The 14,455-nt window shown below is 59.6% G+C and carries 14 protein-coding genes; 7 read left to right on the top strand and 7 right to left on the bottom strand.

Going from position 1 to position 14,455, the window contains the following annotated elements; all coding sequences use genetic code 11:
* Positions 1-63 precede the first annotated feature (63 nt).
* Together PMI11_RS29735 and PMI11_RS29740 are read left to right on the top strand one after the other, a co-directional pair.
* Positions 64-969 (top strand): HpcH/HpaI aldolase/citrate lyase family protein, encoded by a 906-nt coding sequence (locus tag PMI11_RS29735; RefSeq protein WP_007824786.1) that lies wholly within the window; start codon positions 64-66, stop codon positions 967-969.
* Positions 969-1,175, top strand: coding sequence for a DUF1737 domain-containing protein (locus PMI11_RS29740; protein WP_007824788.1), 207 nt, complete (start codon positions 969-971; stop codon positions 1,173-1,175). Before PMI11_RS29735 ends, PMI11_RS29740 begins: the two co-directional genes overlap by 1 nt.
* A 2-nt stretch (positions 1,176-1,177) precedes the next feature.
* Here the strand turns inward: PMI11_RS29740 and PMI11_RS29745 are convergent, their stop codons facing one another.
* Positions 1,178-1,615 (bottom strand): metallopeptidase family protein, encoded by a 438-nt coding sequence (locus PMI11_RS29745; protein ID WP_007824789.1) that lies wholly within the window; start codon positions 1,613-1,615, stop codon positions 1,178-1,180.
* 162 nt (positions 1,616-1,777) lie between these two features.
* Here PMI11_RS29745 and PMI11_RS38245 point away from each other — a divergent pair, with 162 nt between their 5' ends.
* From PMI11_RS38245 to bfr, 5 genes are all read left to right on the top strand, one after another.
* Positions 1,778-2,722: an ImuA family protein gene (locus PMI11_RS38245; RefSeq protein WP_007824792.1), complete on the top strand. Its 945-nt coding sequence runs from the start codon at positions 1,778-1,780 to the stop codon at positions 2,720-2,722.
* On the top strand, positions 2,658-4,181 hold the full coding sequence (locus PMI11_RS29755; RefSeq protein ID WP_280110110.1) for a Y-family DNA polymerase: 1,524 nt from the start codon (positions 2,658-2,660) through the stop codon (positions 4,179-4,181). Before PMI11_RS38245 ends, PMI11_RS29755 begins: the two co-directional genes overlap by 65 nt.
* On the top strand, positions 4,178-7,657 hold the full coding sequence (locus tag PMI11_RS29760; protein ID WP_007824797.1) for an error-prone DNA polymerase: 3,480 nt from the start codon (positions 4,178-4,180) through the stop codon (positions 7,655-7,657). Before PMI11_RS29755 ends, PMI11_RS29760 begins: the two co-directional genes overlap by 4 nt.
* A 103-nt stretch (positions 7,658-7,760) precedes the next feature.
* Entirely contained in the window at positions 7,761-8,141 is a 381-nt protein-coding gene (locus PMI11_RS38250; protein ID WP_085990573.1) for a (2Fe-2S)-binding protein, read from the top strand.
* Positions 8,107-8,592: a bacterioferritin gene (bfr, locus tag PMI11_RS29770; protein WP_007824799.1), complete on the top strand. Its 486-nt coding sequence runs from the start codon at positions 8,107-8,109 to the stop codon at positions 8,590-8,592. Before PMI11_RS38250 ends, bfr begins: the two co-directional genes overlap by 35 nt.
* Before the next feature lie 86 nt (positions 8,593-8,678).
* Here bfr and PMI11_RS29775 read toward each other — a convergent pair whose 3' ends face one another.
* The 6 genes from PMI11_RS29775 to rsfS form a co-directional block, all read right to left on the bottom strand.
* Complete coding sequence (locus tag PMI11_RS29775) at positions 8,679-9,212, bottom strand: RNA pyrophosphohydrolase (RefSeq protein WP_007824800.1); 534 nt, start codon at positions 9,210-9,212, stop codon at positions 8,679-8,681.
* Positions 9,213-9,224: 12 nt separating this feature from the next.
* Positions 9,225-10,424 carry a divergent polysaccharide deacetylase family protein gene (locus tag PMI11_RS29780; RefSeq protein ID WP_007824801.1) on the bottom strand — a complete coding sequence of 400 codons (1,200 nt, stop codon included), beginning with the start codon at positions 10,422-10,424 and terminating at the stop codon, positions 9,225-9,227.
* 77 nt (positions 10,425-10,501) lie between these two features.
* Positions 10,502-11,824, bottom strand: coding sequence for a S41 family peptidase (locus PMI11_RS29785; protein WP_007824802.1), 1,323 nt, complete (start codon positions 11,822-11,824; stop codon positions 10,502-10,504).
* On the bottom strand, positions 11,814-13,223 hold the full coding sequence (locus PMI11_RS29790; RefSeq protein ID WP_037072481.1) for a murein hydrolase activator EnvC family protein: 1,410 nt from the start codon (positions 13,221-13,223) through the stop codon (positions 11,814-11,816). Before PMI11_RS29790 ends, PMI11_RS29785 begins: the two co-directional genes overlap by 11 nt.
* A gap of 154 nt (positions 13,224-13,377) precedes the next feature.
* A complete protein-coding gene (rlmH, locus tag PMI11_RS29795) occupies positions 13,378-13,860 on the bottom strand; it encodes a 23S rRNA (pseudouridine(1915)-N(3))-methyltransferase RlmH (protein WP_007824811.1) in 483 nt (160 codons plus the stop codon).
* 118 nt (positions 13,861-13,978) lie between these two features.
* Positions 13,979-14,422: a ribosome silencing factor gene (rsfS, locus tag PMI11_RS29800; protein ID WP_007824813.1), complete on the bottom strand. Its 444-nt coding sequence runs from the start codon at positions 14,420-14,422 to the stop codon at positions 13,979-13,981.
* Positions 14,423-14,455 lie beyond the last annotated feature (33 nt).

Below are 14,455 nucleotides of genomic sequence, written 5' to 3' on the forward strand. Positions count from 1 at the left end.
TGCAAGCCAAGCGTGGCTTTTTGTTGTCTTGCCGGGCTTTGCGAAGCTTGGCACTAATGGTCCATGAGCCGAACACCACCTCTTCGTTCCCTGCGTCTGCGCCGCTCGGTGCTGAGCGTACCCGCTATCAATGCGCGTGCGCTTGAAAAGACCCATTCCCTTGATTGCGATGCGGTTATTCTCGATCTGGAGGATTCCGTCGCGCCCGAGAAGAAGGTGGAAGCGCGCGACAATCTGAAGGCCTTTTTTGCCGGGCCGCCGCTTGAGGGCAAGGAAAGGATCATCCGTATCAATTCTTTGTCATCCGGATTCGGGCTGGCGGATTTGGAACTGGTCAAGGCGCTTTCGCCCGATGCCGTTCTGCTTCCAAAGGTGGATGAGCCACAGGATGTAATGGCTGTCAGCGATCTGCTTGCCGAGGCCTATGCGCTGGAGGAGTTGCGCATCTGGGCGATGATCGAGACGCCGCGTGGCGTGCTGAATGCCGCAGCGATCGCCGAATCCGGCCGCACGCCGGGATCGCGGCTCGATTGCCTCGTCGTCGGCCTCAACGACCTGCGCAAGGAAACGGGCGTCTTGCCGCAGCCGGGGCGGACCTATCTCGTGCCCTGGCTGATGCAGGTTATTCTGGCAGTGAAGGCTTACGGGCTTGATGCGCTCGACAGCGTGTTCAACGATTTTCGGGATGGCGATGGCTTCAATGCCGAATGCGGTCAGGGCCGCGCCATGGGTTTTGCTGGCAAGATGCTGATCCATCCGGCGCAGATCGCAGCCGCTAACACGCATTTCGGGCCTGACGCGGAGGAGATTGCGGAGGCGGAAGCCATCATTGCCGCTTTCGCTGATCCGGCGACCGAGGGGCTCAACGTCATCAATGCGAACGGGCGGATGATCGAGCGACTGCATCTTGTCCAGGCCGAAGCTCTGGTCCATAAAGCGCACCTGATTTCTGCAAGAAAGCCCGCCTGATGAAACTCTACCGCTTCCTGACCGGCCCCGACGACGCCTCCTTCTGCCACAAGGTAACAGCGGCGCTGAACAAGGGCTGGTCGCTGTCCGGCTCCCCGACCTATGGCTTCAATGCTGCGACCGGCCAGATGCAGTGCGGCCAAGCCGTCGTCAAGGAGGTCGAGGGCAAGGATTATCACCCGGACATGAAGCTGTCTGAGCAATAAGCTTAACGCTCTGCCGCCTCTTCGGCGCTCGCCTCGATGCGCTCCATGTCATCGTCGCTGAGGCCGAAGTGGTGGCCGATCTCATGGATCAGCACATGGGTGATGATGTCACCCAGCGTTTCGTCGTTTTCGGCCCAGTAATCGAGGATCGGACGGCGATAGAGGCGGATGCGGTTCGGCATCTCGCCGGTTTCCACGGTAAAGCGCTCCGAAATGCCACGGCCCTCGAAAAGGCCGAGCAGGTCAAAGGGTGTTTCCAGCGCCATATCTTCAAAAACTTCGTCGTCGGGGAAGTCTTCGATTTCGATGGTCAGATTGGTCGTCAGCTTGCGAAATTCGTCCGGCAGATGGCTGTAGGCCTCCATTGCCAGCGACTCGAAGGTGCTGATCGTCGGCGCATGGCGGTCCCGCCAATCATCGCTCCGGTCTACGTGGGCCATGAATATTCCTTCCTTTGCCGGCCCATATAGAACCTTTATCGCCGATTTTCGAGTGCGGAATCAAAGGCAGGAATAAATTCTTATGAAATGATCATTGACTCTTCATTAGAGCTCTGGAATCTATAAGAACATAACAGGAACAAGACGAATGGAGAGAACGCCATGGCGCAGACCGCCCTGGCGCGCGAGCGGCTTTTTGCGCTCCGCGAAACCATTGCCCGACTGGAGGGAAAACCCGCGCCGGCGCTTGCCGCGGCGGAACGGGAAGCCCTGGCGGAAGGACGCGAGAGGCGGCAGGAGCGTATTCTGTCACGCTTGCCTTTCGGTGTGGAACCGTTTGATGACGCCTTGGAAGGCGGCCTTCAGCTCGATGCGATTACCGAATTCCGCGCGGCGAGTTCCGGTGATGCAGGGGCGGCAAGCGGTCTGGCGATGGCCATTGCGGCGCGACTGCAGAAGCAGGAGGAGGATACCGGCCGGCTGCTGCCGCTGCTCTGGATCGGTGATGCCGTCGGCACACTGGAGGCGGGTCGTCCCTATGCTCCGGGGCTGAAGGATTTCGGGCTGAAGCCGGAAAGGTTTTTCCATGCCGCGCCGCGCAAGCTGGAGGATGCACTCTGGCTGGCGGAAGCGGCCATCGAAAGTGCTGCCTTCTCGGCCGTCGTCTTCGAAGTGCGCGGCAATCCCCTGCATTTCGGCCTGACCGAAAGCCGCCGGCTCAGTCTCAGGGCACGCGCCGTCCGCCGTCCGCTCTTTCTCGTCCGCCAGGCCGGGGAGGAGGAGGCGAGCAGTGCTGCCTTCCGCCTGCATGTCGAACCGGCTCCGTCGGATCTGCGGCCGCTGCCGGACGGATCAAAACTTTCCGGCAGCATCGGCAATCCGATTTTCCGTCTCACGCTGGAGAAGAGCCGCAATCCGGCCCCGCTCTCCTTTCTTCTGGAGTGGAACCCTCATGAACGCGAATTTCTCCCTGTCGACGAACCAAGCTTCGCTCGTCCTCCAGGCGAACAGTCAGCGCATTCTGGCGCTCAGTTTTCCGCATTTGCCAACGGACCGCATCGCCCGCAAGCGATGGGGGCTGTCCTGGCGTTCGAAAGGGCGTCCTGAGAAGCCGCCGATCGTCTGTTCCGGCAAGCTCAACAATGCCATGCGGCTGACGGCGCTGGACGAATTCGCCGAAAAGCTGGGCTTGCGGAAAGAGCAGGGCGTTGCCGAAGCGCGCGCCATGTATCCGGCGCTCGATGTCGTGGAAGAGGATCCTGCAGCCGATCGTCGTCTGCTGGAGGCGATTGCCGACTGGTGCGACCGCTATACGCCGATGGTGGCGCTCGACGGCAAGGACGGTCTGTTTCTCGACATTACCGGTTGCGCTCATCTCTTCGGCGGTGAGAGGGCGGTTCTCAAAGATATCCTGGCGCGGCTCTTCCATATGGGGCTCGATGCGCGCGGTGCGATCTCCTCGTCGCCAGGTCTGTCCTGGGCCGTTTCCCGCTTCGGGCAGGGCGGCGTCGTGGACGACGAGGAGACGGAGCGTATGCTGATGCCGCTGCCCGTCGCGGCCTTGCGGCTGGAAGGCCAGACTGTCGATGCTCTTAGGAAGCTCGGTCTCAAATATGTCGGCGATGTCATCCATGCGCCGCGGGCGCCGCTGACCCGCCGCTTCGGGCCGACATTGCTTCTGCGCCTTGATCAAGCACGGGGTCGCGAGGAAGAGCCGGTCTCGCCTCGGCGCCCCGTCGCCAGTCTCTCGTCCGAACGCCGTCTGGTCGAGCCGATCGGCACGGAAGAGCAGATCCTTGCCGTTACCGGACAGGTCGCCGTGTCGCTGAAACCATCTCTGGAAGCGCGCGGTGCCGGTGGGCGGGTGTTTGAACTGGTGCTGTTCCGTGTCGATGGCAGGGTGTTCCGTATCTCCGTCGGTGCCTCACGGCCGCTTCGCGAACCGAAGCTCATTGCCGGGCTGTTTTCCGAGCGGCTGCAGGTCATCTATGACGATATCGATGCCGGCTATGGCTTCGAGATCCTGCGCCTGAATGTGCTGCGGCATGACCCATTCAACGAGGCGCAGGGTGATTTCGAGGGCGACCGGCAGGGGGAGATCTCGCTTTCGAGTTTTGTCGACCGTGTCGCCGCCCGACTTGGTCCGGACTGCCTGCAAAGCTTCCAGCTTCGCGAGAGCCATGTGCCGGAGCGCGCCGTGATCACTATACCGGCAATGGAGAGCCTTCCGGCACGGCGCAAGGCAGAGCAGGGCAATGCGTTGCCTTTTCGTGAGGAGCGGCCGCTGCGGCTTTTTGCAACGCCGGAGCCGGTCGAGGTCGCATTTGCCGAAGTGCCCGATGGTGCTCCGCAGACTTTCCGCTGGCGGCGCCTGCAGCATCAGGTGGCGAGGAGCGAAGGCCCTGAACGGATTGCCATGGAATGGTGGATCGATGGCGATGATGCCGAAGCGCGAGACTATTTCCGCATCGAGGATGAGGCCGGACATCGCTTCTGGATCTATCGCCGGGGTCTCTATGGTGAGAACCCTGATCCACGCTGGTTCATGCATGGGGTCTTCGCATGAGGCCCGAACCCGCATTTTTCGAGATTGGCGCGAAGACGAATTTCTCGTTCCTCGAAGGCGCTTCGAAGCCTGAAGAGATGGTCGTACAGGCCGCGTGCCTGAAGCTCGGCGGCCTCGGCATTGCGGACCGGAATTCGGTTGCCGGCGTGGTGCGAGCCCATGCGCAGGCAGAGCAGCTTGAGGAGAGATACAAGAACAGAGATGAAATTCTGGCCCAGGCGAAGAAGGAGGGAAAAAAAGAGGTAATCCTCGATCCTATCCGAGTTCAGCCGGGCGCCCGCCTCGTCTTTTGCGACGGAACGCCTGATATCCTTGCCTATCCGCGCAACCGGCGAGGTTGGGCAAACCTCTGCCGCCTGCTCAGCGCCGGCAATCTGAAGGAAGAATCGGTTAAGGGAACCTGCATCCTGACGGAAGCAGAGCTTATGGAATGGGGCGATGAGATGATGCTTGCCCTCGTCCCTGATCGGACTGTCGTGAATGATCCAGCCGGCCAGCCAGTCCTCGAAGACTTTCTGGAGCGGTTTCGCAAACGCTTCCGCAAGGCATTTTTCATGGCGCTGTCGCCAGCCTATGACGGTCGTGATCGGCAGGCCTTTGCAGTGCTTGCCATGCTTGCCGCCCGCAACCGGGTGCCGCTGATTGCGACCAATCAGCCACTCTATCATGACCCTGAGCGCCGGCCGCTTTCGGATATCGTGATCGCAATCCGTGAGCATGTGGAGATATCGGAAGCCGGATTCCTTCTGGCGCCCAATGGAGAGCGGTATCTCAAGGATTCACGTGAAATATCCAGGGTCTTCCGGGATTACAGAGATGCGATCGAGAATACGCAGCTGTTTTTCGGCAAGCTGAGCTTTTCGCTGAACGAGTTGAAACACAATTATCCCCCGGAAAACGATCCGGGCGAAACGCCGCAGGAAACTCTCGAAAGGCTGACGAGAGCGGGTGCGCTAATACGTTATCCTGATGGCGTTCCGGAGAAAGTGGCCAAGCAGATCGACTACGAGCTGAAGCTCATCGGGGACAAGAATTACGCTTCCTATTTCCTGACGGTTCACAAGATCATTCATCATGCCCGTTATGTGCTCAATGTTCTCTGTCAGGGGCGTGGTTCGGCCGCCAATTCGGTTGTCTGTTACTGCCTTGAGATTACCGAGGTTAATCCTGAAAAATGCACCCTCCTTTTCGACCGCTTCATCTCGATGGATCGTCACGAGCCGCCGGATATCGATGTCGATTTCGAGCATGAACGGCGGGAAGAGGTTATTCAGTCCATTTATGCAAGATATGGCCGTGAGCATGCCGGTCTGACGGCTGCTGTCACCAGCTATCGCACCCGTTCGGCTGGCCGTGAAGTCGCCAAGGCCTTCGGTCTGTCGGAGGATGTTCAATCTGCGATAAGCAGTCTCATTTGGGGTTGGTCAGAGGATAATCTCTCTGAACGGGACGCGGAGGCGGCCGGTCTTGATATCAAAGATCCGGTGACACAGAACGTGCTCAAATATGCCTCCGAACTTCTCGGTTTTCCCCGTCACCTCACACAGCATGTCGGCGGTTTCGTCATCACGCGAGACCGGCTTGATGAAGTGGTGCCGATCATGAAAACGGCAATGCTGGATCGCTACATGATCGAGTGGGACAAGGATGATCTCGACAATGTTGAAATTCTCAAGGTGGACGTGCTGGCGCTCGGTATGCTCACCTGCCTGCGACGGGCTTTCACGCTGCTTGAGCTACATTACGAGGTAAAGAAGACGCTCGCTGATCTCGGCCACAAGGAGCATGGAAAGGAAGGTGAGGCGGTTTATAAGATGATGTGGCGAGCGGATACGCTTGGTGTCTTCCAGATCGAAAGCCGAGCGCAGATGAGTATGCTGCCACGTCTTAAGCCTGTTAGATTCTATGATCTTGTCATCGAAGTAGCCATTGTCCGACCCGGACCGATCCAGGGTAACATGGTTCATCCCTATCTGAAGCGTCGCGAAGACGACAAAAACAACATTCCGATCAAATATCCGAGCAAGGAACTGGAAACGGTGCTCGAGAGAACGCTTGGGGTTCCGCTGTTTCAGGAACAGGCTATGCAGATCGCCATCACTGCGGCGGGCTTTGCGCCTGCCGAGGCAGACCGGCTCCGACGGGCGATGGCGACCTTTAAAAGGACCGGCACGATCGGTAATTTCGAAAAGCGGTTCATCGATGGGATGGTCGAGAAGGAGTACGATCGCGAGTTTGCGCAGCAATGCTTCAACCAGATCAAAGGTTTCGGCGAATACGGGTTTCCGGAAAGCCATGCCGCGTCCTTCGCGCTGCTCGTCTATGCCTCCTCATGGCTGAAAGCCTATTATCCTGACGTCTTCTGTGCGGCGATGCTGAATTCGCAGCCGATGGGCTTTTACGCCCCGGCGCAGCTGGTGCGGGATGCGCGCGAGCACGGCGTGAAAATCCTGCCGGCCGATATCAACCGCTCGGATTGGGAGTGCACTCTTGAGGAAGCGGTTTTTGACCGGGCAAGTGTCGATTTTCGCCACGGCGAGATGCGGGATATCATCAAGACTTGCCATGCTGTGCGGCTTGGCCTTCTGCAGATCAAGGGCGTTTCCTCTAAAGATATGGAGCAGCTCGTCATAAACCGCGGTGAGGGTTACCATTCTGTGCGTGATCTCTGGCTGCGCTCTGGTTTGCAGAAATCCGTCATCGAGCGGTTGGCGGATGCGGATGCCTTTCAATCCCTTGGGTTGTCACGACGTGAGGCGCTCTGGGCGGTACGGGCACTGGATGTGAAGAGCGCGGCCGAGGAGCTGCCGCTCTTCGAGAAGGTCCGCCATATCGATCTTCAGCCTGAGCCGGCTGCGAAGCTGCCGGATATGCTGCCGGGAGAACAGGTCATCGAGGATTACCGTTACCTGTCGCTATCCTTGAAAGGGCACCCCGTTTCCTTCCTGCGCGAGGAGTTAGGCAAGGCAGGTGTGACGCGCAATGTCGATCTGCTTCGTGTCGCGAATGGGAGACGAGTGACGATCGCGGGGCTGGTGCTGGTGCGCCAGCAGCCGGGTTCGGCGAAAGGTGTGATCTTCATGACGTTGGAGGATGAGACCGGTGTTGCCAATGCCATCGTCTGGAAGAAGGTCTTCGAAAAATACCGCGCAGTGGTCATGGGTGCTCGACTTGTGAAAATCTACGGCAAATTACAAAGCCAGAGCGGTGTCATCCATACCGTCGTCGAACATATCGAGGATATGACGCCGCTACTCGGTATCCTTCAGCGAGAGACGAAACGCTTTGGCGTCAGCGAGCGCTCGGACGAGGTATTGCGCCCGACACAGGATCATCGACAGCGGAAGGCGGCGGATATTCTGGCGCGGGACAAGCTGCTCAGAAAGATCGGCGAGCGAAGCCCATCAGAACAAGCGAAAGATGGTGATATCGCAGAGACTGCGAGCGTGATGCCGCGCGGGCGTAATTTCCACTGATGGGCCTTTGCAGCCAGGAAATTGATGCTTCTTAAGGACTTAAGGATGCGCTCGCTGGCGTGTGATATCCTGTCGCTGAATCGTGATCGGATGAGGGTCGCGAATTTTCTTGACAGTTCCCATCTTCTTTTGCAGAAAACACGATAGTAAGTGTCATGTTTGGAATGAAGACGTGCTCGTCTGCAGTTGCAATTACATAACCGACAAGGAAATCCGGGACGTCATCAACAATCTTCTCGATGAAGATTGTTGGCAGCTTATCGTGCCGGCGAAGGTCTATCACGCCATGGCCAAGCGCGGCCGTTGCTGCGGCTGTTTCCCGAACGTTGTCGATATCATCATCCAGACAACCGAAGATTATCATGCCCGTCGCCACTCGACGGAGACGGAAATATTTGATTTCATGTCCCGCTTGAAACAATTCCACGAGGAAAACAGGAGAGCGGACATTGAAAGGCGACAAAAAAGTCATCGAGCGGCTTAACGAGGCCCTTTTTCTAGAGCTCGGTGCAGTCAACCAGTATTGGGTCCACTATCGCCTTCTTGAGGACTGGGGTTACACCAAGCTCGCCAAGAAGGAACGTGCCGAATCGATCGAGGAAATGCACCATGCCGACCGTCTGGTCGCCCGCATCATCTTCCTCGAAGGCCATCCCAATCTACAGACGCTTGCGCCGCTGCGCATCGGTCAGAACGTCAAGGAAGTTCTGGAGGCCGATCTTGCCGGCGAATATGACGCCCGCACTGCCTACAAGAAATCGCGCGATATCTGTCATGACGCCGGCGACTATGTTTCCATGAAGCTTTTCGAAGAGCTGTTGGCAGACGAGGAAGGCCATATCGACTTCCTCGAAACGCAGCTCGAACTGCTCGAGAAGATCGGCGAAGCCAAATATGGTCAGCTCAACGCAGATTCGGCCAACGAAGCCGAATAATTCGCAATCGGCAATCTTATCTCAGCCGGCCGCCTGAAAGGCGGCCGGTTTCCTTTTGGAACGCATTGCTGAGCTTCGTTCGATGCTCAATCTTCCGGGATCAAGCCGGAAAGGTGGCTGAATTCCGCCACGACCCGTTCATAGACGGCGCGCTTGAAGGGAACGATCAGGCCGGGCAGGTCTTCCATCGGCTTCCATTCCCAAGCGTCGAATTCCGGCTCATGGCCGCCGGGCGGCGGGTTGATGGCGATCTCACTTTCGTCGCCCTCGAAGCGGAAGGCGAACCAGCGCTGCGTCTGGCCGCGGTACTTGCCCCTCAGCCCGATGCCGATCAGCTGTGGCGGCAGGTCGTAATTGATCCAGTCCTTGGCCTCGGCAAGCAGGGTCACGGTCCGGATGCCGGTTTCTTCGTAAAGTTCGCGATAGGCTGCCTCCAGCGGGTCTTCGCCCTTGTCGATGCCGCCCTGCGGCATCTGCCAGAGCTGGGGTGAACCGTCATACTCCGAATTACCATCAGGAATGCGCCGCCCGGCCCAGACGAGGCCCTCGCGGTTGAGGATCATCACACCGACGCAGGGGCGATAGGGGAGATCCTCAGCTTTTACGGTCGCTTGGCTCATGGTTTTCTCCGGTCAGGGATTCTTGGGGTCGTTGACGAGTGCAGCAACGCCGACAATCTCGATGCCGCGCATGGCCGCTTCCTCGCTCCATTTGGAGATCGCGTCAATGCTCTCGTCGAAGGCCGAGGCAACACCGATTGCCTGGCCGTTGCGGCGGGCGATGCGCTCCAGTTCGTCGAGTTTTTGCAGGATGGTGTTCACATCGACCTGGCTGTCCAGTTGCAGGTCGGCGAAAGCGTAAGGAAGCTCCGTGCCCTTGGCGACCACAGCGGTCTTGGATTGCGCCGAAGTGCCATCGTCGAGGAACAACAGCCCGCGCTTGCCGATATCCCGCATGACCGGTTCCATGGCCTTGGGATCGGAGAGGAAACGTCCGCCCAGATAATTCATGATGCCGGTATAGTTGGTGATCTCGCCCATCGCCCGGTGCAGGCTTTCGATGTTGCGTGCGACGGGCTTCGATGTCAGCAGCGTGTCCGGCCCTGGATCATTAGCTGGATAATCGAACGGCTCCAGCGGCACCTGCAGCAATATTTCGTGGCCGCCGCGCCGCGCATCCTGCATCCAGCGCTGCAGACTGTTGCCACTGGCGGCAAAGGCGAAAGTGATTTCTTCCGGCAATTGTTTGATGGCGCGCTGCGTGCCGGTCTGGCTGAGACCGAGGCCGCTGAGGACGATCGCGATGCGGGTGCCGCGCGTGCCGGACCACGGCCGCGCATATTGATCCATCGGCCGTCGGCCATCGGGACCCGTGATAGGCAGCCGGCCGAAGGGTGTCTCTTCGAGCAGATTGTCGTTGGGGATGGCCGCCATGCGGGGATCCTGGCCCATCTGCATGGCATCGACCAGAACCGGGCCGCTGCCATCGCGCGGGCGAGGGCTGTATTTAGTGACGACAGAACCGTCGCCTGTCACCATCCGTTCTACATTAGCGCCGGATTGCGGCTCGGAGCGGGGCATGCCGTTTGCTGCCTGATTGGCAGATGCCTGCGGCTCCTGGATCGCATCGGTCGGCGGCGCGGCCGCTGTGTCCAGCGATGCCGGAGGCTTCGACTGCTCGAGGCCATCATTGCGAAATGCCGTGTAAAGGGAAAAGCCGCCAATCGCGACAAGGCAGACGCTTGCGGCAATCTGTCCGATCCGCAATATGCCGGGGCGCTTTCGCGCGGCCTTGCGGTTGCGGCCTAGAGGTGCATGCAGGTCCGTTCCCAATTCGTTGCCACTCCAAAACCGGGAAACAGCAGAAAGTCTCAAGGCCGGGCGGGCTGCCCGGCCTTGAGATCGATGGATTACTTGGCGACGACGGCCTTTTCAGGGTCCGGCGGGAAGGACGGGTCAGTCTTCTTGCCGCGCAGCAGGTCGAGCGCGTAGTTGAGCTGGACGTCATCCTTCGGATCCGGCGGGACGTAGGCAACCGAGCCCGAACCTTCGTCGGTCTCGCTCTGGCCCTTGATGTGGCCGCGCAGGGCAGATTCGCCCTCGGTCACCATCTTGCCCTGGAGATCGGCCGGGAGGGGCTCTTCCACCTTGATGTCAGGCGTAATGCCGGTGCCCTGGATCGAGCGGCCCGATGGCGTGTAGTAGAGCGCCGTCGTCAGGCGCAGCGCGCCGTTTTCGCCAAGCGGAATGATCGTCTGGACCGAACCCTTGCCGAAGGAACGCGTGCCGAGAACCGTGGCACGGCGCAGATCCTGCAGGGCGCCAGCAACGATTTCCGACGCGGAAGCCGAGCCACCGTTGATGAGGACGATCAGCGGCTTGCCATCCGTCAAGTCACCCGGACCGGCATTGAAGCGGCGGGTTTCATCCGGATTGCGGCCACGGGTCGAAACCACTTCGCCGCGCTGCAGGAAGGCGTCGGAAACATTGATCGCCTGATCGAGCAGACCGCCGGGGTTAAGACGCAGGTCAAGGACGAAGCCCTTGAGCTTGTCGGCGGGAACGGTGGCCTTGATCTTCTGGATCGCCTTTTCGAGATCCGGATAGGTCTTCTCGGTGAACGAGATGACACGCAGATAGCCGACATCATCCTCGACGCGCGACTTGACCGCCTGAACGGCAACGACGTCACGCACGATCGTCAGTTCGATCGGCTTGTCGGCGCCCTTGCGGATGAGCGTCAGCTTGATCGGCGTGTTGACGGCGCCACGCATCTTTTCGACGGCGTCTTCGAGTTTCAGGCCGCGAACAGACTGGCCATCGATTTCCGAAATATAGTCGCCGGCCAGAACACCAGCCTTGGCAGCCGGAGTATCGTCGATCGGGGTGATGACCTTGACGAGTTCGTCTTCCATGGTGACTTCGATACCGAGGCCGCCAAACTCACCCTTGGTCTGGGTGCGCATGTCTTCGGCGTCCTTCGCATTCATGTAGCTGGAATGCGGATCGAGCGAGGACAGCATGCCGTTGATGGCGCTTTCGATCAGCTTGTCCTCGGCCGGCGGCGTTACGTATTGTGCACGTACGCGTTCGAAGACGTCGCCGAATACCGAAAGCTCCTTATAGGTCGATGCTCCCGCCGCCTCTGCAGGCACGCCTGCGGAGTAAATGACGCTCATCGCGGTCGCGCCCATCAGTGCGCCGACCAGAACAAGAGAAGCCCTACGAATCATTGCGTGCCTTTCCAGTGTCTTTGGCGGTCCACCACGGTCGGGAATCGACCGGTTTACCGTCCTTTCGAAACTCAATGTAAAGCGTTGGCCGATCTGTTTCCAGCGCCAATGCGGTTGCGCTTGCCACTCTTTTCGCACCCATCACGGCCAGGGGCTCGCCGGAGAAGACGAATTTTCCCTGACGGGTGTTGATCGTATCCATGCCTGAGAGAACCAGGTGATATCCGCCGCCAGCGTCGAGGATAATCATCTGGCCATAGCTGCGGAAGGCGCCGGCGAAAACCACCAGCCCGTCAGCAGGCGCGGTCACCACCGTTTCCGCATTGGTCGCGACCGTCATTCCCATGGCCTCGTGTCCGGTGCCGTCGGCATCGCCGAACTGGCGCAGAATATCGCCTGCCACAGGCAGCTCCAGTTTCGCCTTCAATTCTCCGAAGGGATATGCGGGCGCAATGCGGTTTTTATCGGGCACTCCGCTGTCGGCCAGGGCCTTCGCCTGGGCGCGCTGCTCGTCCGTCAGGAGCTTGCGGTTCTCCTCTGCCTGCTTGGCGGCAGCGGCGGCATCGCGCACGGAGGCGATTTCCGTTTCCATCGAAGCGACGAGGCTTTCGAGCGTCGTTGCCTTGCTTGCCAGTTCCTGCGACCGCTGCTTTTCGGCTTCCAGTTCGGCGGCATTGGAGCGGCTCAGCTTGTCGTTTTCGGCAAGCAGCAGATCCATGCGCCGCTCCTCCTCCAGGCTGTTTGCCATGGTGGTGGTCAGGCCTTCCTTCTCCTTGGCGCTTGCCGTCTGCAAAGCCGCGAGATCGGCGAGATCGGCTGCCAGTTTTTCAGTCTCCTTGCGGATACCGGGAACCACGGCACCGAGCAGAATGGCACTGCGGACCGAGGCAAGCGCATCATCGGGCGTGACGAGAAGGGCGGGCGGCGGGTTGCGGCCCATACGCTGCAAGGCGGCCAGAACCTCGGCCAGGAGGCCGCGGCGTTCATGCAGCGAACGGCGGATGCCGTCTTCCTTGACGCCGAGCTCGGCGAGCTTCTTCTCGCTGTCGAGAATCTTGCCTTCCAGGGTTTTGCGACGGGCGGCGGAATCGATCAGCGCCTGTCGAATGCTTGCCGTGCTCTTTTCCAGATTGTCGATGCTGCTCTGAAGCTCGCTCGCCTTGTCCGAGGAGAGGCTGATCGTCTTCGACAGCTTGTCGAGCTCGACCCTCGTTTCGTCGCGCTTCTTCGCAAGCTCGGCGGCAGGATCAGGCGGCGGCTGTTCGGCTGACGTGACCGTGGCGGCCGGTTCGGCTGCTGCGGGCGGTGGCGGCGCATCCTGCGCCTGCACGGCAAAGGGGTTTCCCGAAATGGCAATGACGGCCGCACCGAGCCCTGCGGCAACGGCCGGCAGAAACAGGCGGGATCGCTTGGGGGCAGCTCTCGTCATGCGTGTCGGGGTTTACTCGTTCAAATCGCCCGGAACCTAAGCTGATTTGGGGCTGTTGGCCAGAAAGTTTGAATGAGAAGAGGCCCTGAGGCAAAACACGGCTGCGTGAGTGTTTTGGTCTGCATCAGACGCGATGATAAGGGTGGCCGGACAGGATGGTCACGGCCCGATAGAGCTGTTCGGCAATGAGCGTGCGGACGATCTGATGAGGCCAGGTCATCTTGCCAAGGCAAAGGATCATGTTGGCGCGGTCGTAGAGGGAAGGGTCGAGGCCATCGGCACCGCCGATTGCGATCGTCAGGTCGCGTTTGCCCTGATCGCGATAGCCGCCGAGAAGATTGGCGAAAGCTTCGCTGTCCAGCGCCTTGCCGCGTTCGTCGAGGAGAATGAGGATGCTGCCTTCGGGGAGCGATTTCAGCAGCATGGCCGCTTCCTCGCGCTTGCGGGTCTCCGCATTGGAGGCGCGGCTTTCGGCCACTTCGGCAATACGGGAAAATTCCAGACCGATCGCAGGACCGGCCTTTGCAAAACGATCGAAATAACGGGCCGCAAGATCCTTTTCGGGGCCGGACTTCAGCCGTCCCACCGCAAAAAGACCAATCCGCATTCATCCGCTCCTGCTATGCCGCGCTTTGGAAGCGCAATGTGGGCTTACCGGCCAGCTATCGAAAGCCGGCCCGGTCAGTTACCACGTCCCAGGCGCCGGGCGAATGCCGGGCTGCCTGTCAGTGCCGCGTTTCCTCGTCCATATCCGGAGCCGCCCACATCTTTTCGATGTTGTAGAACTCGCGGATTTCGGGACGGAACACATGCACGATGATGTCACCGGTATCGATCAGGATCCAGTCACCGCCTTCCTGACCTTCGACGCGGGCAGTACCGAAGCCCTCATCCTTGAGATCAGTGAGAAGATGATCGGCGATCGCCATGACGTGCCTGTTCGAGCGGCCGGAGACGACAACCATGTAGTCTCCCAGCGCCGATTTTCCGGCAATGTTGATGGTGACGATATCTTCAGCTTTGGAGTCCTCGAGGCTGACGAGGACGGCTTCCAGAGCACGGGCAGCGGCATCGGCGCCACGTTCCGCACCCTTCGGGATAACGGCAAGCGTTTTTCCCTTGGCGTGTACTGTTGTCAGTGCTTTCCCTTTCCTGGAATGACAAACCATGCACAACACGGATCCGGCAGGACCGGATCATGG

The sequence above is a fragment of the Rhizobium sp. CF142 genome, from assembly GCF_000281145.1.
In the GTDB taxonomy this organism is placed as follows: domain Bacteria; phylum Pseudomonadota; class Alphaproteobacteria; order Rhizobiales; family Rhizobiaceae; genus Rhizobium.

Bases quoted from the DNA above. Each gene is read 5' to 3' on its own strand.
- PMI11_RS29735 (WP_007824786.1), top strand. From the start codon at position 64: ATGAGCCGAACACCACCTCTTCGTTCCCTGCGTCTGCGCCGCTCGGTG.
- PMI11_RS29740 (WP_007824788.1), top strand. From the start codon at position 969: ATGAAACTCTACCGCTTCCTGACCGGCCCCGACGACGCCTCCTTCTGC.
- PMI11_RS29745 (WP_007824789.1), bottom strand. From the start codon at position 1,615: ATGGCCCACGTAGACCGGAGCGATGATTGGCGGGACCGCCATGCGCCG.
- PMI11_RS38245 (WP_007824792.1), top strand. From the start codon at position 1,778: ATGGCGCAGACCGCCCTGGCGCGCGAGCGGCTTTTTGCGCTCCGCGAA.
- PMI11_RS29760 (WP_007824797.1), top strand. From the start codon at position 4,178: ATGAGGCCCGAACCCGCATTTTTCGAGATTGGCGCGAAGACGAATTTC.
- PMI11_RS29775 (WP_007824800.1), bottom strand. From the start codon at position 9,212: ATGAGCCAAGCGACCGTAAAAGCTGAGGATCTCCCCTATCGCCCCTGC.
- PMI11_RS29785 (WP_007824802.1), bottom strand. From the start codon at position 11,824: ATGATTCGTAGGGCTTCTCTTGTTCTGGTCGGCGCACTGATGGGCGCG.
- rlmH (WP_007824811.1), bottom strand. From the start codon at position 13,860: ATGCGGATTGGTCTTTTTGCGGTGGGACGGCTGAAGTCCGGCCCCGAA.
- rsfS (WP_007824813.1), bottom strand. From the start codon at position 14,422: ATGGTTTGTCATTCCAGGAAAGGGAAAGCACTGACAACAGTACACGCC.